Source organism: Sphingopyxis sp. OAS728 (assembly GCF_014873485.1).
Lineage (GTDB): Bacteria > Pseudomonadota > Alphaproteobacteria > Sphingomonadales > Sphingomonadaceae > Sphingopyxis.
The window spans coordinates 1,509,051-1,523,460 of sequence record NZ_JADBDT010000001.1 but is presented as its reverse complement, the minus strand read 5'-3'; the positions used below and the strand labels follow the sequence as shown (position 1 = coordinate 1,523,460).

Below are 14,410 nucleotides of genomic sequence, written 5' to 3'. Positions count from 1 at the left end.
GGCCATGGCGCCGCCGCGCATCGAAAAGATCATCACCGCGCTCGATGTCGGGTCGTGGAAGGTCTGCGCACTGATCGCGGGGCAGACCGCCGACGGCCAACTGCATGTGCTTGGCACCGGGCAGCGCGAGAGTCGCGGTGTCCAGCGCGGCTATGTCGCCGACATGGAACAGACCGAGCATATCGTGCGCGAGGCGATCGAGCAGGCCGAGCGGATCGCCGGGCTCAACATCGACGATGTCTGGGTCAGCTTCTCGGCTGGCGGGCTCCTCAGCGACGTGGCGCCGATCGAAAGCGAACTCGGCGGCCACCGGATCGAGCAGGAGGATATCGACGACCTGCTCGCCGCGGGCCGCGCCGGGATCGATCCCGAGGGCCGCATGATCCTTCATGCCCAGCCCGCGCTCTACACGCTCGACGGGCTCACCGGGGTCAAGAACCCGATCGGGCTTCACGCCGACCGGCTCGGCGTCGACATCCATATCATCATGGCCGACGGTGCCCCGGTGCGGAATCTCGAGGCTGCAGTCCGCCAGGCGCATCTCGACGTAAACGCCGTCGTGGCGTCACCGATCGCGGCAGGGCTTGCCTGCCTGTCGGACGAAGAACGCGACCTCGGCGTCGCGCTCGTCGAACTCGGCGCGGCGGTGACGACCGTGTCGCTCTACGCCGGCGGCATGCTCGTGGAAATGGTGTCGCTGCCGTTTGGCGCGAGCGACATCACCGACGATATCGCCTCGGCCTTCGGCATCCGCCGCAGCCAGGCGCAGCGGCTCCAGAGCTTCTACGGCTCGGCCTCGGCCAGTCCGCGCGATAACAACGAGATCATCGAACTCGAACCCGGCGCGCCGTCGGGCAGCGACTCCCCGCGCATCACGCGCGCGCAGCTGGTGGCGGTGATCCGCCAGCGGCTCGACGCGATGATGGGCGAGATCGGCCGGACGCTGAAGGACCTGCATTTCGTCGGCCCGATCGGGCGGCAGGTGGTGCTCGTCGGCGGCGGCGCCGACCTCAAGGGTATCGCCGACTATACGCAAAGCGCGCTCGGCCGCGCCGCGCGCGTCGGGCGACCGCGCGGCTTGCACGGACTGCCCGATGCGCATAGTGGCCCCGCTTTCGCGACGCTCGCGGGTCTGGTTCTCTATGCGGCATCGGACCCCGTCGACCTTCGCGACCTGCCGATGATGGCACAGGATGTGTACAAGCCGGCGGGGACTTCGATCCTCCATCGGTTGATGGCCGCATTGAAAAGCAGTTTTTAGATGATACGCGACGAAAAGGTTAATTTTTTGGGTGATTCCGACGTCACAATAGTGCAATGCGGTAGTAGAAAACCGGGCGGACGGACTACCGCCCGGCTGGGTCGCAAAGTTGGGGAAGCGGCACCTGTCCGCCGCTGCAGGGAGACTATTTGATGAGCATCAATATTGGCCCGCCGCAGGTCGACGAGCTGAAGCCGCGCATCGCGGTGATCGGCGTCGGCGGTGCGGGTGGCAATGCCATCGCAAACATGATCGCAGCACGGGTCGAGGGCGTCGATTTCGTCGTCGCGAACACCGACGCGCAGGCGCTGAACGCTTCGCCCGCCGAACGCCGCATCCAGCTGGGGACGCAGATCACCCAGGGACTGGGCGCGGGTTCGCGGCCCGAGGTCGGTCGCGCGGCTGCCGAGGAAAGCATCGCGCAGGTCGAAGAGGCACTGAACGGTGCACATATGTGCTTCGTCGCAGCCGGCATGGGCGGCGGCACCGGCACCGGTGCGGCTCCGGTCATCGCCAAGGCGGCGCGCGACCGCGGTATCCTGACCGTCGGCGTCGTGACCAAGCCCTTCACCTTCGAAGGCAATCGCCGCATGCGTTCGGCCGAGGCCGGCATTGCCGAGCTGCAAGAGCATGTCGACACGCTGATCGTCATCCCGAACCAGAATCTCTTCCTCGTCGCCAACCCGAACACGACCTTCAAGGAAGCGTTCACGATGGCCGACGAAGTGTTGCAGCAGGGCGTGCGCGGGATCACTGACCTGATGGTCATGCCCGGCCTGATCAACCTCGACTTTGCCGACGTGCGCAGCGTGATGCGCGAAATGGGCAAGGCGATGATGGGCACCGGCGAAGCCGAAGGCGACGGCCGCGCACTCGAAGCGGCACAGAAAGCCATCGCCAACCCGCTGCTCGACGGCGTGTCGATGGCAGGCGCCAAGGGCGTCATCATCTCGATCACCGGCGGCGAGGACATGCGCCTGATGGAAGTCGACGAGGCGGCGAACCATATTCGCGAACTGGTCGATCCCGACGCCAACATCATCTGGGGCAGCGCGTTCAACGACAGCCTCGACGGCAAGATCCGCGTATCGGTCGTTGCCACGGGCATCGACGGTAGCGGCGAGGTTGCTCAGGCATCGCCTGCGACGCGCAGCTTCTCCTTCGCCCCGGCACGTGCGGCTACGCCCGCTCCGGTGGCCGAAGAGGTCGTCGAACCCGCGGTTCGTGAAGAGCCTGTGGTCGAACCGCCTGCGGCCGAGGACAAGGATCCGGCCCCCGGCTTCTCGCTGAGCGATGCCGAGCCCGAGGTTCCGGCAGCGGCCGCCGAAGAGGAGCCGATGGAATTGTCGCAGGTCGCCGCGACCTATGACGATACCGCCGACGAGCTCGTGCTCGACGCACCCGAAGCGCCGGCCGAATATCGCTCGGCACCCGCTGCGGATCCGACCCCGGCCGAGGAAGCGCCGGCGCGCTCGATCGGCGGCGGTACGTTGTTCGAGCGCATGTCGCGACTGTCGCGCGGGGCTTCGGCTCCCGAAAGCGACGATGGCGGCAAGGAAGACGGGGTCGATATTCCGCGCTTCCTGGGGCGGCAGAACAACCAGTAACGGGGCTTCGTGCGGCCGCCCGCCGGGCACGGCAGGCCGGAAATCGGGATGAGTTGCCCATGCGGCAAGCGAAATTGACGGCGGGGCCGGTGCGCGCACGGCGGTTTGCCGGCGCGCTCGGCGTGCTGTTGCTTGGGACAGCCCTGATCGGGCCGGTCCACGCCTTGCAGGTGACGCCGCCCGATGCCGCGACGCAGGCCGCAATGCAGAAGCGGACGGCTGCGCGGACCTTGCTCTCGTCGGCGCTCGCGCGCATCGCGTCGAACAATAGCGACACAGCGGCGTTGCTCGACGCCGGCCGCGCGTCGATCGAGCTCGAGGATTATCGCGCCGCGCTCGGCTTTCTCGTTCGCGCCGAACAGGCGAGCCCGCGTGACGGCGCGGTCAAGGCGGCGCTCGGCTCGGCGATGGTCCATTCCGAAAATCCGACGCGCGCGCTCGATTATTTCGGCGAAGCGCAGTTGCTGGGGGCGTCGGAGCGGCTGTTTCTGGCTGATCGCGGCCTCGCGCGCGATTTGCTGGGGCAACAGGACGCGGCGCAGCGCGATTACCAGCTCGCGCTGTCGATCACCCCGAACGACGAACTCACGCGGCGTTACGCGCTGTCGCTCGGGATCAGCGGCGACGCCGATCGCGCGATTGCTATGCTGACACCGCAGCTTCGCGCGCAGGACCGCGGGGCTTGGCGGCTCCGCGCGATGATCCTCGCGATGAACGGTCGCGACAAGGAAGCGACCGAGATCGTCAATGCGACGATGCCGCCCGCGATGGCGCAGAATATCATGCCCTATCTGGTCCAGATGGACCGGCTCAATCCGGCGCAGCAGGCGGCGGCGGCACATTTTGGCCGTTTCCCGAACGGGCAGCTCGGGCCGAAACGCAAGCCGGTCCAGGTCGCCGCGGCCTCGCCGCCGCCTTCGCCGGCGCCAGTCCCAACGGGCAAGCGCCAGACGACGGGCGGCAAGCGGCAAGAGATCGCGTCTGCCGCGCCCACACCCGTGACGGCTGTGCGAAAGCCCGATCCCTTGCCTGCAGCAAAGCCGCCTGTCTCGGCCGCTGCCGCGCCGATCGCCAAATCGCCAACCGCGAGGCCGTCGTCCGCCTCGACGCCGGCAGGACGCGACACCGCCGAGATGCCTTCGCTCCAGCCGTCGCCCGGTTCGGCGATTCGACCGGCGCTGAGCGCGTCGACACCGATATCGACGCCCACGCCCACGCCCACGCCGGTCCCCGCTGCCTCCGCATCGACCCCGGCACCCACATCCGCGCCGATATCTACGCCGTCCGCGGCCACGCCGGAACCCATCGGCACGGCTGTCGATGCCCACAAGGGGCCGGTCGGACCGGGCTTCTCGATCGCCGACATGGGCCGCTCGACCGCCGCAGCGCCGAGCCCGGCGCCGACACCCAGCGTGATCGAGCCCGCTGCGCCGCCGTCATCGGCTGGAGCGGTCGCGCGCGCACCGGTTTCAGCGGCGCCGCTCGCTTCGCTCGCCGACATCGTCGGCTCGATCGAGATTCCGGCCGAGGAACTGGTCCAGTCTGACAATGCGATCGGCGCCGACACGCTTGCCAAACTGGTGGCGGACAAGCGCAAAGCCGATGCCGCCGAAGCGGCTAAGCGCGAGAAGGACAGCGCGGCAGCGAAAGCCAAGGCCGAAGCCGACGCGAAGGCGAAGGAAGAAGCGGCCGAGAAAAAGGCAAACCCGGCGCGCATCTGGGTGCAGGTGGCGACTGGCGCCAACGCCAAGGCGCTCGCGACCGATTTCGGCAAATTCGCCAAGAAGAGCCCCGCCGTGTTCAAGGGCAAGTCGGGTGCGACGACCGAATGGGGCAAGACGCGCCGCCTGCTCGTCGGGCCGTTCAAGGACCGCAAGGCGGCACAGGATTGGCTGGGCGATTACAAGAAGGCGGGCGGCGACGGCTTCCTGTTCAACAGCGAGGCGGGCCAGTCCGTCGATCCGGTCAAGTGAGCGTCGCCGATTGCGCCAGCGATCCCGCGCAAAGCCGCGGGCGCCGTCATGCCGAACTCGGGCGTGTGGTGCGCGGCCCGCGCGACGATTTCCAGCGCGACCGCGACCGCATCATCCATTCGATCGCCTTTCGCCGCTTGCGCCACAAGACACAGGTGTTTGTCGCGCCCGACGGTGACCATTATCGCGTTCGCTTGACCCACAGTATCGAGGTCGCGCAGATCGGCCGCGGCATCGCGCGCGCGCTCGGGCTGAACGAGGATTTGACCGAGGCGCTGTGCCTTGCACATGATATCGGTCACCCGCCCTTCGGCCATGCTGGCGAGGATGCGCTCAAGGCCGCGATGGCCGCGCATGGCGGCTTCGATCACAACGGCCATACGCTGCGCACGCTCGCGCGGCTCGAATGTCCCTATCCGCGCTTCGACGGTATTAACCTGACATGGGAAACGCTCGAGGGGCTCGCCAAGCATAATGGCCCGGTGACGAACCCCGGTTGGGCGCTCGCCGAAATCGACGGCGATTTTGGGCTCGATCTCGGTAGCTATGCCAGCCTCGAGGCGCAGATTGCGGCGGTCGCCGACGATATCGCCTATGACAATCATGACATCGACGACGGCCTCCGCGCCGGGCTGCTGTGTCTCGATCAGCTGATGGAACAGCCCTTCGTCGCCGCTAATTTCCGCGCGGTTGAGGGACGCTTTCCCGGCGCGCCGCGCGATCGGTTGCTGCGCGAGCTTGTCCGCGACCAGATCGGCGTGATGGTCAATGATGTGATCGCGGCGACCGAGGCCAATGTCGCCGCGGCGGGCGTTGGGAGTGTAGACGAGGTGCGCGCCGCGGGCCGGACGCTCGGCGGTTTTTCGGCCGGTCTCGCGGCGGAGGAGCGCGACCTTAAGCGTTTCATGTACGCCAATCTTTATCACCACCCCGAACAGGTCGCTGCTGCCGAAGCGGCCAATCAAGTGGTTGGGCGGCTGTTCGCCGCCTATGCCGAAAGCCCGCGCCTGATGGGCGAGGATTGGTCAGGGCGACTGCCGGGCGAAGAATGCGCGACAAACCGGCACATCGGTGATTATATCGCGGGGATGACCGACCGTTTCGCCATCGACCGTTACGCCGATATCTTCGGCCGCGACGCGGTGCCGGGGGCGCTGGCGCATGCCTGACGCGCTGATCGTCGGCGCGACGGGGCTCATCGGGCGCGCGGTGATCGAACGCTTTGGAAACGCGCCCGTGACCGTGCTCGCGCGCCGCGATGTCGAGGGACTGGCGCCGCACCACAAACAACTCATCATTCCCTCAGACCGTTGGCCCGAAGTCATCGCGGCTGAAAAGACGGCGGTCCTGATCTGCTGCCTCGGCACCACAATCCGGCAGGCGGGGTCGCAGGAGGCATTTCGCGCCGTCGACCACGACCTCGTCCTCGCTGTTGCCGGCGCGGCCAGACGCGCCGGCACGCCGCATATGATTGCGGTGAGTTCGGTCGGCGCCGCAGCAAAAAGCGGCAATTTTTACCTCCGCACCAAGGGGCAGACCGAAGACGACCTTCGTGCGCTCGATTTCCGACGGCTCGACCTGATCCGCCCCGGCCTGCTGCGCGGCGATCGACCCGGGCCGCAGCGGCTGGCCGAGGGGATTGCGACGATCGCCGCCCCCCTGACCGACGCGCTGCTGCATGGTGCCTTTCGCCGCTACCGTTCGATTTCGGGCGATACCGTCGCCGCCGCGATCGTCGCGCTGGCCGGGAAAGGTGGTTCGGGCGTGTATATCCACGAAAACGACGCAATCCGAGCGCTCGCCGATTGACTCCGTAAATGGGCGGCGCCAAGGCTCGCAGCGTCTGTCGGGCCTCTGCCAAGAGATTCGACCGGCCGCGCGGGAGAGCGTGAGGGCAGGGCAACCGGCGCCTCACCACCGAAGGAGCAACCGCCCCGGAAACTCTCAGGTCAAAAGGACCGCGCAGGCTGGAACGGACACTCTGGAAAGCGTTCCGGCCCTAAACCGGAACCACCGAAGGGGTAACCCCATGATATGGGGGAAAACTCTCAGGTTCCCGTGACAGAGGGGGCATGGCGACAGGGTGCGGCACCGGGCCGCGCTTACGCCGTGCAACCGCGGGAGACTGGCATGACCGATACGGAATTTACGGGTGACGAAACGGCGGTCGACACCGCGACGCTGCCGCTTGACGTCTGGCATCGAGCGAAGGGCGGCCGGATGGTCGAGTTCGCCGGTTATTGGATGCCGATCCAGTATGAAGGCATCATGGCCGAACATCTGTGGGTCCGCGAAAACGCCGGCTTGTTCGACGTCAGCCATATGGGGCAGCTGGCACTATCGGGCGACAATGTCGCCGCGGCGCTCGAGACGCTCCTTCCCGGCGATATCGCGGGACTGAAGCCCGGCCGGATGCGTTATTCGCTGCTGCTCGACGAAGATGGCGGCATCCTCGACGATCTGATGGTCACCAACGAAGGCGACCAATATGGCATCGTCGTCAATGGGGCAGTGAAGTGGGAAGATATCGGGCATATGCGCGAAAACCTGCCCGACGATATCACGCTCAACCACAATGAGGATTATGGCCTGCTCGCGCTGCAGGGGCCGAAGGCGGTCGATGCGCTCGCGCGGTTGGTGCCCGAGGCGGCGACCCTCGTCTTCATGCAGGCGGCGCGTGCGACCTGGAACGGTCATGCGATTGCGCTCAGCCGCTCGGGCTACACGGGCGAAGACGGCTTCGAAATCTCGCTGCCCAACGAGGCGCTTGAGGCCTTCGCCGACGCGCTCTGCGCGATGGCGGAAGTGAAGCCGATCGGGCTCGGTGCGCGCGATTCGCTGCGGCTCGAGGCGGGCCTGCCGCTTTACGGCCATGACCTCACCTCCGCGATCGACCCCGCCGAAGCCGACCTCGGTTTTGCGGTCAGCAAGCGTCGGCGCGAGGAAGAAAATTTCCCCGGCGCGGCGCGTATTCTCGGTCATCTTGAAGACGGTCCGCCGCGCAAGCGCGTCGGCCTGCTCATCGATGGCAAACTGCCTGTCCGCGAAGGCGCCAAATTGTTCGACGGCGAGGACGAGATTGGCGTCGTGACGTCGGGCGGCTTCGCGCCGAGTGTCGGCGCGCCGATCGCGATGGGTTATGTCCCGCGCGACCATGCCGTGGCCGGCACCGCGATTGCCGCTGAAGTGCGCGGCAAGCTGGTCCATTGCACCGTGGCGGCCATGCCCTTTGTTCCGCATAATTATGTTCGTAAAACAGGAGGTTGACTGATGCCGCGTTATTATACCGAAGAGCATGAGTGGATCGATGTCGACGGCGACGTCGCGACGGTCGGCATCACCGACTTCGCGCAGGGCCAGCTCGGCGACATCGTCTTCGTCGAGGTTCCCGACACCGGCGCCGAGCTCAGCCAGGGCGGCGATGCCGCGGTGGTCGAATCGGTGAAAGCGGCGAGCGACGTCTATGCCCCCGTCGATGGCACAGTGACCGAAGGCAATGCGCAGCTCGAGGAAGATCCCGCGCTCGTCAATTCGGATCCCGAAGGCGAAGGCTGGTTCTTCCGCATGACGCTCGGCGACAAGAGCCAGCTCGACGGGCTGATGGACGCGAAAGCGTACAAGGCCTTCTGCGACGACCTTTGACCCGGTCCTCTTCCCGTGCGGGAGGGGGAGGGAGATAGTGTGACGACCATCGACCCTGCGCTTGCGACCTGCCGCCTGATGGTGGCGACGCCCATCTATGACGGGGCGCAGGGTACCTATGTGCGCTCGGCGCTCGATCTCGCGCTGAGGGCGCAGGCGCATGGCATTTCGGTCCGGTTCGAATTCATCCTCTATCAACCGTCGATCACGCGCGCACGCAACATATTAGCGGCGATGTTCCTCGCGAGCGATTGCACGCACATGTTGTTCGTCGATGCCGATATCGACTTTACGTCGGACGACGTGTTTTCGATGGTACGTGCGATGACCGCGCGGCCCGAGTGCGCCGTGCTTGGCGCCGCCTATCCGCGGCGGATGGTCAATTGGCGCAATGTCGCACTCGCGGTCGAGCGGGGATTTGGTAGGGATGATCCTGCCGATCTCGCGCGCTTCGCCGGCGATTTCGCGCTGCAGTTTGTCGATCCCAGCCAGAGTTTCGCGCTGACCGATCTCGTCGAGCTCTCACGGCTCGGCACCGCGATGATGCTCATCCGGCGCGACGTGCTCGAAACGCTGCGCGATACGCTTCCCGATATCGCGTTCCGACCCGATCCGGCCGAGCGCGACGCGCATGGGGTCGGCGAATATGAAGCCGCCTGCTTTTCGCCGATGGTCGAAGCCGAAACGCGGGCACTTTTGTCCGACGATTATGCCTTTTGCCGGCGTGTGCGCGACGCAGGCTTCCGCATCTGGCTCGCTCCCTGGGTCAGCACGACGCACAGTGGTCCCGCGATCTTCCGCGGTTCGCTGGCGGACGTTGCGCAGCTTCTTTCCACAAATTCAGCCTCTTCTCCGGAGTAGTTCATGCGTTACCTCCCCCTTACATCCGACGATCGCGCAGCGATGCTCGCGACCATCGGTGCATCGTCGATTGATGACCTGTTCGTCGACGTTCCAGCCGAAGCGCGGCTCGATGGCCCGATCACGGGTCTGCCGATGCATGCCAGCGAACTCGCAGTCGAGCGCCATATGGCGGCGCTGTCACGCCAGAATCGCGCCGCCGGCGACGGTCCTTTCTTCCTAGGCGCCGGCGCCTATCGCCATCATGTGCCGGCGAGCGTCGATCACCTGATCCAGCGCGGCGAGTTCCTGACCGCCTACACGCCGTACCAGCCCGAAATCGCACAGGGCACGTTGCAGATGCTGTTCGAATTCCAGTCGCAGGTTGCGCGGCTGCTCGGCACCGACGTCGCCAATGCGTCGATGTACGACGGTTCGACCGCCTGCTGGGAAGCGATCGTCATGGCGCGTCGCATCACCAAGCGCGCCAAGGCGCTGCTGTCGACCGGGCTGCACCCGCATTATCGCAGCGTCGCGCGCACGATGGCGAAATATACCGGCGACGTGCTGGTCGACGCTGACCCCAGCCTTGAAGCCGGCACCGACTGGGCGGCGCTCGCGGACAGCATCGACGAGGAGGTGAGCTGCGTCGTCGTCCAATATCCCGACATCCTCGGCCGTATCGACGATATGACCAAGCTTGCCGAAGCGTGCGAGGCCGCGGGCGCGCTGCTGATTGCGGTCGTCACCGAACCTGTCGCGCTCGGCCTGATCAAGTCGCCCGGCGAAATGGGCGCCGATATCGTCGTCGGTGAGGGGCAATCGCTCGGCGTCGGGCTGCAATTCGGCGGGCCCTATGTCGGTCTCTTCGCGTGCAAGACCAAATATGTCCGCCAGATGCCGGGACGTCTTTGCGGCGAAACCGTCGACGCGAACGGCAAGCGCGGTTTCGTGCTGACGCTGTCGACGCGCGAGCAGCATATTCGCCGCGAAAAGGCGACGAGCAATATCTGCACCAATTCAGGGCTCTGCGCGCTCGCTTTCAGCATCCATATGACCTTGCTTGGCGAAGCCGGGCTGCGCCAGCTCGCCGCGATCAACCATGCGCGGGCAAAGGCGGCGGCAACCGAGCTCGCAAAGATCCCCGGCGTGTCGGTGCTCAACACGGGCTTCTTCAACGAATTCACGCTGCTGCTCCCGACCGAGGCGCGGCCGGTGATTCACAAGCTTGCGGAGAAGGGCGTGCTCGGCGGCGTCTCGCTCGGCCGGCTCTATCCCGACAATGCGGGTCTCGCGAACGGCCTTGTCGTGGCCGTTACCGAAACCGTTACCGAGGCGGATATTTCCGCCTTCGCCGCTACCCTGAAGGAGGTGCTGGCATGACCGCGCTCAACCGCGCCGGCTGGCGCCCCGAAATGAACACCGCCGGCGGCGCCGACGATACGACGACCTTCACCGGCAACCGCGCGCTGATGCTCGAAGAAGCGCTGATCTTCGAGATCGGGTCGACCGAGACGACCGGCGTCGATTTCGACGAAGCCGCGCCCGCCGCCGACCTCGGTGCGCTCGCGCGCTCGGCGCCGATCGGCCTGCCGGGGCTCAGCGAGTCCGAAACGGTGCGCCATTACACGCGCCTCTCGCGCCAGAATTACGCGATCGACCTCGGCCTCTTCCCGCTCGGCAGCTGCACGATGAAGCATAACCCGCGCCTCAACGAAAAGGTCGCGCGCATGCCCGGCTTCGCCGACGCGCATCCACTGCAGCCGCAGGAGACGGTGCAGGGCGCGTATGCGGTAATTCATGAACTTGCCGAATGGCTGATCACGCTCACCGGCATGCACAGCGTCGCCATGTCGCCCAAGGCAGGCGCGCATGGTGAGCTGTGCGGTATCCTCTGCATCAAGGCGGCACTCGAAGCACGCGGCGAGGACCGCCGCGTGATCCTCGTCCCCGAAAGCGCGCACGGCACCAACCCCGCGACCGCCGCGTTCGCGGGCTTTACGGTCGAAGACATCCCCGCGACCGAAGAAGGCCGCGTCAACCTCGAAGCCTTGAAGGCACGCCTCGGTCCCGACGTTGCGGGCGTGATGATCACCAACCCCAATACCTGCGGCCTGTTCGAACGCGACATGAAAGCGATTTCGGACGCGGTCCATGCGGTCGGCGGCTATGTCTATTGCGACGGCGCAAACTTCAACGCGATTGTCGGCCGCGTGCGCCCGGGCGACCTTGGCGTCGATGCGATGCACATCAACCTGCACAAGACCTTCTCGACCCCGCACGGCGGCGGTGGCCCCGGCTCGGGCCCGGTGGTGCTGTCCGAAGCGCTCGCGCCCTTCGCGCCGCTGCCCTTCGTGACGAAGCAGGGCGAAGGCTTCCGCCTGATCGAAGAGGAAAATGCGGGTGAGGATCATCCGCAGACCTTTGGTCGCATGACCGCCTTCCACGGCCAGATGGGCATGTTCACGCGCGCGCTGACTTATATCCTCAGCCACGGCGCCGACGGGCTCAAGCAGGTTGCGGAGGATGCGGTGCTCAACGCCAACTATGTGCTGCGCAGCCTCGAAGGCGTGCTCGACGCGCCCTTCGCGGCATCGGGCCCATGCATGCACGAGGCGCTGTTCAGCGACAAGGGCCTCGCCGAAGGCTTCTCGACGCTCGACATCGCCAAGGGGCTGATCGACGAGGGCTATCACCCGATGACGGTCTATTTCCCGCTCGTCGTCCACGGCGCGATGCTCGTCGAGCCGACCGAGACCGAGAGCAAGGCGGCACTCGACCAATTCATCGGCGCGCTGCGCAGCATCGCGATGCGCGCGAAGAACGGCGACCCGGCGCTCAAGACGGCGCCGCATTTCGCTCCGCGCGGACGGCTCGACGAGACGCTTGCGGCGCGCAAGCCCGTGCTGGCCTGGGAGGACTGATGGCCGAACCGGCGCCCGGCTCCGAACGCTCCCGAACGGGCTGCGTCGCGGCCAGTGCGTTGTTCGCGATTGTCACGCTCCTCGGCTGGCTGATCGCGATCACAGCCTACGGCCTCGTTGTCGAGCAGTGGGAGATGATCGAGGTCCGCCGCGAATTCAGTTACGACTGGGTCTTCCTCTGGGCGCCGCTGTTCGCTGTCGGGCTCGGCCTTGCCGCCGCGTTCCTGACGTCGCGGCGCGCGGCGGCGGCGCGAATGACCTTGCTGATCACCGTCACCGGCGCCATTGCCTTGCTGGCAGGTGTCGTACTGTTCGGGCTTGGCGGCCTGATCTGACCGTGGCAGAGGTGTGACCTGAGCGACGGTCTTGGGGGAGGGGCGCATGACCAGCGGACAGGATCGGCTCGACGCGTTTACCGACGCGGCTTTCGCTTTTGCCGTCACGCTGATGGTGGCAGGCACCGGGGGTATGGCGCCCGACTATCGACAACTCGAAGCGGCAATCGCCGGCGCGCCGAGCTTCGCGATCGCTTTTGCGATCATCGCGATGTTCTGGCTGGCGCATGTCCGCGCGCGGCGCATGGCGGGCGACGGCGACTGGCGTTTCGTGCTGCTGACCCTCGCGCTCGTCTTCACCGTCCTGCTCTATGTCCACCCGCTGCGCGCCATGGCGTCGAGCTTTGCAGCCTTTGTCACCGGACAGGCCGATGATTATGGCGGCCGGCTGGGGCAGATGTTCGCACTCTATGGCGCCGGTTTTGTCCTGATGTCGCTGCTGACCGCCGGGCTCTTCGCGGCGGCGCGGCGCAACCCCGACCTCGATGCGCAGCGGCGGCGCGAGGCTTATGGCCAAATGATTATCTGGCTCATTCTCGTCGCGACCGGACTGCTTTCGACTATCCTCACATTTTTTCGCGCAACGATACCCTTCGCGCCGATGGTCTATGCCACACTGCCGATCAGTATTGGCATCTTCGCATCACGCTACCGCTGGACAGACGCCGCCGAAGGCGGAAAAGGAACGACATGAGCTGGGATACGATCTTTCTACTCGCCAATTATTGGGCCTTCGCGGGCTGGATCGCGCTCGCCTTCCTGCCGCGCACTCCCAAGATCCTTGCGGTGATCCTCTACGCCGGCGTGTTCCTGCTCTGCCTTGCCTATACTGTGATGATCGTCGGCTTCCTGACCGGCAGCATCGACGCAGGCGGGCCGGGCGGTGGCGATTTTACGACTCTCGCAGGGGTGATGAAGCTGTTCGACAGCCCGGGCGGCGCGACGCTCGGCTGGACGCATTATCTTGCCTTCGACCTGTTCACGGGCATGTGGATCGCACGCGACGCCGACCAGAAGGGGTTCAGCCGCGTCGTGCAATTCCCCTTCCTGTTCCTGACCTTGATGGTCGGCCCGGTCGGGCTGCTGGCGTGGCTGATCGTCCGTGAACGGCGTGCTAGGGCGCAGGCAAAGGCCAAGTGACGTCGGGTCCATGGACGCCGGGTGACGGCGGGAACGAGGATAAGCGTCACGCTCCCGCGACGCTGCGCAACCGCGATGCCATCGCCGCGGTGCTCGCCGACTGGCTGCCCGCGACTGGCAAGATACTCGAAATCGCGAGCGGATCGGGCGAGCATATCGTCCATTTTGCTGCCGTCTTTCCGCAGCTCGGTTGGCAACCGAGCGACCCCGATCCCGCCGGCCTGACCTCGATCGCCGCCTATCGAGCCGAAGCGGGCCGCGCCAATATTATGCCGCCGCTTGCGCTCGACGCGTCGGCCAGTGAATGGCCGATCGACCGCGCCGACGCGATCCTCTGCATCAACATGGTGCATATCAGCCCGTGGGAGGCGACGCTGGGGTTGTTCGCGGGCGCTGCTGCGCTGCTCGCGCCTGACGCGCCGCTGATCCTCTACGGGCCCTATCGCGAACCCGACGTTCCGACGGCAGAGAGCAATCTCGCCTTCGACGCCAGCCTGCGCGGGCGCAATCCGGCGTGGGGCCTGCGCGATACGAAGGACGTCAAGGCGGCTGCGACGAATGCCGGCTTTGCCTTCGCCGAACGCCGCGCGATGCCCGCGAACAACCTGATGCTGCTGTTCCGTCGCACCTGACGGACCTGACAGGGTATTCGATCGGCGCTTTACGTCGCGCCCGCAGCCGCTAGCCT

Annotated in this window: 14 protein-coding genes and 2 riboswitches; all 14 genes read left to right on the top strand. The window is 66.2% G+C overall.

The genetic code is table 11. From position 1 onward, the window contains the following. The first annotated feature begins 4 nt into the window (after positions 1–4). Complete coding sequence (ftsA, locus tag GGC65_RS07130; protein ID WP_192646513.1) at positions 5–1,261, top strand: cell division protein FtsA; 1,257 nt, start codon at positions 5–7, stop codon at positions 1,259–1,261. 152 nt (positions 1,262–1,413) lie between these two features. Beyond that, a complete protein-coding gene (gene ftsZ, locus GGC65_RS07125; RefSeq protein ID WP_192646512.1) occupies positions 1,414–2,868 on the top strand; it encodes a cell division protein FtsZ in 1,455 nt (484 codons plus the stop codon). Between the two features lie 59 nt (positions 2,869–2,927). Beyond that, a complete protein-coding gene (locus GGC65_RS07120; RefSeq protein ID WP_225940716.1) occupies positions 2,928–4,841 on the top strand; it encodes an SPOR domain-containing protein in 1,914 nt (637 codons plus the stop codon). Then, positions 4,838–6,010 (top strand): deoxyguanosinetriphosphate triphosphohydrolase, encoded by a 1,173-nt coding sequence (locus GGC65_RS07115; protein WP_192646511.1) that lies wholly within the window; start codon positions 4,838–4,840, stop codon positions 6,008–6,010. Before GGC65_RS07120 ends, GGC65_RS07115 begins: the two co-directional genes overlap by 4 nt. Next, complete coding sequence (locus tag GGC65_RS07110) at positions 6,003–6,650, top strand: NAD-dependent epimerase/dehydratase family protein (protein ID WP_192646510.1); 648 nt, start codon at positions 6,003–6,005, stop codon at positions 6,648–6,650. Before GGC65_RS07115 ends, GGC65_RS07110 begins: the two co-directional genes overlap by 8 nt. Positions 6,651–6,710: 60 nt before the next feature. Next, a riboswitch (glycine riboswitch) is annotated at positions 6,711–6,812 on the top strand. Beyond that, a riboswitch (glycine riboswitch) is annotated at positions 6,813–6,916 on the top strand. It abuts the riboswitch before it with no gap. A gap of 55 nt (positions 6,917–6,971) precedes the next feature. Beyond that, positions 6,972–8,108, top strand: coding sequence for a glycine cleavage system aminomethyltransferase GcvT (gcvT, locus tag GGC65_RS07105; RefSeq protein WP_192646509.1), 1,137 nt, complete (start codon positions 6,972–6,974; stop codon positions 8,106–8,108). Positions 8,109–8,111: 3 nt separating this feature from the next. Then, complete coding sequence (gcvH, locus tag GGC65_RS07100; RefSeq protein WP_192646508.1) at positions 8,112–8,483, top strand: glycine cleavage system protein GcvH; 372 nt, start codon at positions 8,112–8,114, stop codon at positions 8,481–8,483. A gap of 39 nt (positions 8,484–8,522) precedes the next feature. Further along, positions 8,523–9,344: a hypothetical protein gene (locus GGC65_RS07095; protein WP_318780133.1), complete on the top strand. Its 822-nt coding sequence runs from the start codon at positions 8,523–8,525 to the stop codon at positions 9,342–9,344. 3 nt (positions 9,345–9,347) lie between these two features. Next, entirely contained in the window at positions 9,348–10,706 is a 1,359-nt protein-coding gene (gcvPA, locus tag GGC65_RS07090) for an aminomethyl-transferring glycine dehydrogenase subunit GcvPA (protein ID WP_192646507.1), read from the top strand. 32 nt (positions 10,707–10,738) lie between these two features. Further along, complete coding sequence (gene gcvPB, locus GGC65_RS07085) at positions 10,739–12,247, top strand: aminomethyl-transferring glycine dehydrogenase subunit GcvPB (protein ID WP_225941069.1); 1,509 nt, start codon at positions 10,739–10,741, stop codon at positions 12,245–12,247. Further along, on the top strand, positions 12,247–12,582 hold the full coding sequence (locus GGC65_RS07080) for a hypothetical protein (protein ID WP_192646505.1): 336 nt from the start codon (positions 12,247–12,249) through the stop codon (positions 12,580–12,582). Before gcvPB ends, GGC65_RS07080 begins: the two co-directional genes overlap by 1 nt. Positions 12,583–12,628: 46 nt before the next feature. Beyond that, complete coding sequence (locus GGC65_RS07075) at positions 12,629–13,276, top strand: TMEM175 family protein (protein ID WP_192646504.1); 648 nt, start codon at positions 12,629–12,631, stop codon at positions 13,274–13,276. Further along, a complete protein-coding gene (locus GGC65_RS07070; RefSeq protein WP_192646503.1) occupies positions 13,273–13,722 on the top strand; it encodes an ABA4-like family protein in 450 nt (149 codons plus the stop codon). The genes GGC65_RS07075 and GGC65_RS07070 overlap by 4 nt, the downstream gene beginning before the upstream one ends. Further along, positions 13,719–14,354 (top strand): DUF938 domain-containing protein, encoded by a 636-nt coding sequence (locus GGC65_RS07065; protein WP_192646502.1) that lies wholly within the window; start codon positions 13,719–13,721, stop codon positions 14,352–14,354. Before GGC65_RS07070 ends, GGC65_RS07065 begins: the two co-directional genes overlap by 4 nt. Positions 14,355–14,410: the final 56 nt, after the last annotated feature.

What these genes read in the sequence shown, in the direction of transcription:
- GGC65_RS07070 (WP_192646503.1), top strand. Translation starts at nt 13,273, where the DNA reads ATGAGCTGGGATACGATCTTTCTACTCGCCAATTATTGGGCCTTCGCG.
- GGC65_RS07075 (WP_192646504.1), top strand. Translation starts at nt 12,629, where the DNA reads ATGACCAGCGGACAGGATCGGCTCGACGCGTTTACCGACGCGGCTTTC.
- gcvH (WP_192646508.1), top strand. Translation starts at nt 8,112, where the DNA reads ATGCCGCGTTATTATACCGAAGAGCATGAGTGGATCGATGTCGACGGC.
- gcvPB (WP_225941069.1), top strand. Translation starts at nt 10,739, where the DNA reads ATGAACACCGCCGGCGGCGCCGACGATACGACGACCTTCACCGGCAAC.
- GGC65_RS07120 (WP_225940716.1), top strand. Translation starts at nt 2,928, where the DNA reads ATGCGGCAAGCGAAATTGACGGCGGGGCCGGTGCGCGCACGGCGGTTT.
- gcvPA (WP_192646507.1), top strand. Translation starts at nt 9,348, where the DNA reads ATGCGTTACCTCCCCCTTACATCCGACGATCGCGCAGCGATGCTCGCG.
- GGC65_RS07110 (WP_192646510.1), top strand. Translation starts at nt 6,003, where the DNA reads ATGCCTGACGCGCTGATCGTCGGCGCGACGGGGCTCATCGGGCGCGCG.
- ftsA (WP_192646513.1), top strand. Translation starts at nt 5, where the DNA reads ATGGCGCCGCCGCGCATCGAAAAGATCATCACCGCGCTCGATGTCGGG.
- ftsZ (WP_192646512.1), top strand. Translation starts at nt 1,414, where the DNA reads ATGAGCATCAATATTGGCCCGCCGCAGGTCGACGAGCTGAAGCCGCGC.
- GGC65_RS07080 (WP_192646505.1), top strand. Translation starts at nt 12,247, where the DNA reads ATGGCCGAACCGGCGCCCGGCTCCGAACGCTCCCGAACGGGCTGCGTC.
- gcvT (WP_192646509.1), top strand. Translation starts at nt 6,972, where the DNA reads ATGACCGATACGGAATTTACGGGTGACGAAACGGCGGTCGACACCGCG.